Annotated in this window: 3 protein-coding genes; all 3 read right to left on the bottom strand. The window is 69.4% G+C overall.

Annotated features, from left to right (window positions below):
• Window positions 1–34 precede the first annotated feature (34 nt).
• The 3 genes from AB0N07_RS50240 to AB0N07_RS50230 all read right to left on the bottom strand — a co-directional run bounded on the left by AB0N07_RS50240 (window position 35) and on the right by AB0N07_RS50230 (window position 2530).
• The gene (locus AB0N07_RS50240; protein WP_365847598.1) at window positions 35–880 is read right to left on the bottom strand and encodes an XRE family transcriptional regulator; all 846 of its coding nucleotides are present in this window, start codon (window positions 878–880) and stop codon (window positions 35–37) included.
• A 191-nt stretch (window positions 881–1071) separates the two neighbouring features.
• Window positions 1072–1905, bottom strand: coding sequence for a sugar nucleotide-binding protein (locus tag AB0N07_RS50235; protein WP_365847596.1), 834 nt, complete (start codon window positions 1903–1905; stop codon window positions 1072–1074).
• A 76-nt stretch (window positions 1906–1981) separates the two neighbouring features.
• Window positions 1982–2530 (bottom strand): aminoglycoside phosphotransferase family protein, encoded by a 549-nt coding sequence (locus tag AB0N07_RS50230; protein WP_365847594.1) that lies wholly within the window; start codon window positions 2528–2530, stop codon window positions 1982–1984.
• Between the last annotated feature and the right edge of the window lie 162 nt (window positions 2531–2692).

Below are 2692 nucleotides of genomic sequence, written 5' to 3'. Positions count from 1 at the left end.
GTGCTGGAAGCGTAGGAACTCCCATCATCGCAGGTCAGCAGGCACCTCTTCCTATTCCTCTGTCCACAGGCCGACTATCACGCGGTGGATCGAGGTTCAGTGAAATCGCGCGAGCGGCGTCGAGCGCGGCCTGGGGATCGCCTGCGTGGTTCTCGGCGCTGATTTTGTGGAGTTGCACGGTGAGGGGGCTGAAGCCGCCCCCGTGGTCGCGCAGCATGGTGGCTCCGCCGAGTTCTTCGGCGAGGGCGGCGGCTTCGTCGGTCAGCTCTCGCATTCCGTCCCGATCGCCTCGGCGCGCGAGGGTGTACGACGCGCTCTGGACCAGGAGCCCGCGCACCGCGGTGCCGGCTCGTCCGATGCCGCGCAGATCCGGGTTATCAGCGGCTGAGAGCGCGATCGACAGTGCCTGGTCATGCCATCCCGCCCTTCTGGCGAGCACGGCCACCTGCCGGGCGGATTCAGCGACCGCGAGGACGTCTCCTGCTGCCTCGGCGAGTTGCCGCGCGCGGTCGACGGCCATCCAGCCGAGCTGTTGCTCGTCCATCTTCACGAGCATGCGGGTGGCCAGCAGATAGCTCTTGGCCAGGAGGGCGGACTGCTCTGTGTCGTGGCTACCGGTGGAAGGCGCGTGGCCGGCGCGGATGAGGCGGGGCAAGCGCACAGCGAGGGACACGTAGCGGCAGGCGTCGAAGTCGGCGAGCGCGTGGGTGAAGTCGGTGGAGAGCGCCTCGGACGACGGCACGGGCGTGGCCGCGCCCAGTCCGAGCATCGCGTCCCGGAGCCGGGCGACGAGCAACTCGCCGAGCAGGGCCTCATCGGCCTGCGCGGATCCGCTCCCCAGAAAGGGGGCAGTGGCTGTTGCCGCCAGGCCCGCGAGCAACTTCCGTCGGTGCACTGGATCTTCACCGTCCTCCCGCCCGGGTGTACCTACCTTAGGGGCGGAGAGCCGGGAGAAGGGCCTCTCACAGCCCCCAATACCTAGACCTCATCCGGGTTCCCCGCTGCGCGCAAGGTCGTCCAGCTACCGTTCATCCCGCCCGGTTCCGGCCCGCCGGCCCTGCGCGGTCGGAGTCAGCGGTCGGGGTTTTGACGCCGGAGGAACTCCCGGGCTCCGCGAAGGCGGGTGGCCAGGCCTTTCTGGGTGACGCGGCTGTCGAGGCGGACACAAAGTCCGCCGGGGAGGCCGCTGTCAGCCCGACGCCCGGTCGGCAGCAGCGATGCGTCAAGGCCATCCCGCTGCGCAATGAGGGTGCCGAGTTCGTGGCGGGTGACGGCGTCCGGGCCGGCGAGGTGAAAGACGCCGGCCGCATCGGACAGGGTGAGCTCCCACAGTGCGGCGGCCAGGTCGCCGACGTGGACTGGGCATCGGACATCGTCCGTGAACAGGGCCCCGTCCCGCGTGCCGGCGGCCAGGGCGTGCACCAGGCGTTCGTGCTCGGACCGGCCATCGCCGATGATCAGAGAGGTCCGTGCGACGACGGAGCCAGCGCTCAGGAGCCGCACGGCCGTTTCAGCCGCCGCCTTCGCGGCCCCGTACGGTGTTACTGGGTCGGGTAGACACGTCTCGTCGTACAGGTCATCACGGCCGGAGAACACGGCGTCGCTCGACACGTGGATCAACTTGATGCCCCGTTGCGCGGCGACGTGGGCCAGGCGCATCCCTCCCTCGGCCGTGACCGCCCACTCGGCTCCGCCGCTGCTCGCGTTGATGACCGCCGTTGGGCTGACGGCATCCAGGACCTCCTGGAGGTTCGCCAAGTTGCGCAGGTCGAGGCGGTGCCACGCGCCGGCGCCCTTGCCGGGGTGCGAGTGGAAGGTGGCGGCCGTCTCCACGCCTGCTGAACGTCCCTGGCGGGCCAGCTCAACGCCCAGGAACCCGCTGCCGCCCACAATCAGTACCGTCATGCCTCCCCACGCTAGGACTGCAAGGTGCGTCCTGGGGCGCAACCGTCTGAAGTGGGCGGTTAGCGTCCAGCCTTTGTCAGCCCAGGGCTGTGTCGAAGGTCTTGCGGTTGGCCGATGTGTAGGCGTGCTCTTGCTCGGACCACCGGATACGCCCGGCGATCGTGGAGTCGTCGGCGACGCGCGGGAGCGGGCCCGTGAGGTGGCTGTGCCACCACCTGGCGTTGCGGGCCTGGCGTTCGAGCGCGGCATCGACGAGGCGGGAGCGGGAGGTGGCGTCGAGCCCGTACGCGTCGGCAAGGACGCGCACCTGCGCCGCCTGGTCGGTGGCGGGCGGAGCGCTGGATTTGGACGAGATGCACCAGGTCCACGCCATGTAACCGACATCCTCGAGGGGATCCCCGGGCGCCGCGGTGTCGAAATCGATGAAGGCCACCGGCGTTCCGCCCCGGAACACGGTGTTGTTCGGCCCGGGGTCGTGGTGGCAGACGACTGCGCGGAGTCCCGCGAGCCTGCTTCCGCGGGTTGCGTCGTGCAGGGAGCCCAGCAGCGCACCGGCTGCGGCCACCTGGGCGTCGGTCCACTGCTGGAAGTTGGCTGGCACGTCGCCGGGCAGGTAACTGAACATGTCGCGCCCGGCCTCATCGACTCCCAGGTAGCGCGGCGCACCCGTATATCCGTGCTGCTCAAGGTGTCTCAGCCTCGATCCACCGCGTGATAGTCGGCCTGTGGACAGAGGAATAGGAAGAGGTGCCTGCTGACCTGCGATGATGGGAGTTCCTACGCTTCC

The sequence above is a fragment of the Streptomyces sp. NPDC051172 genome, from assembly GCF_040682555.1.
Lineage (GTDB): Bacteria > Actinomycetota > Actinomycetes > Streptomycetales > Streptomycetaceae > Streptomyces.
This window is presented reverse-complemented; position numbering and strand designations above follow the sequence as displayed.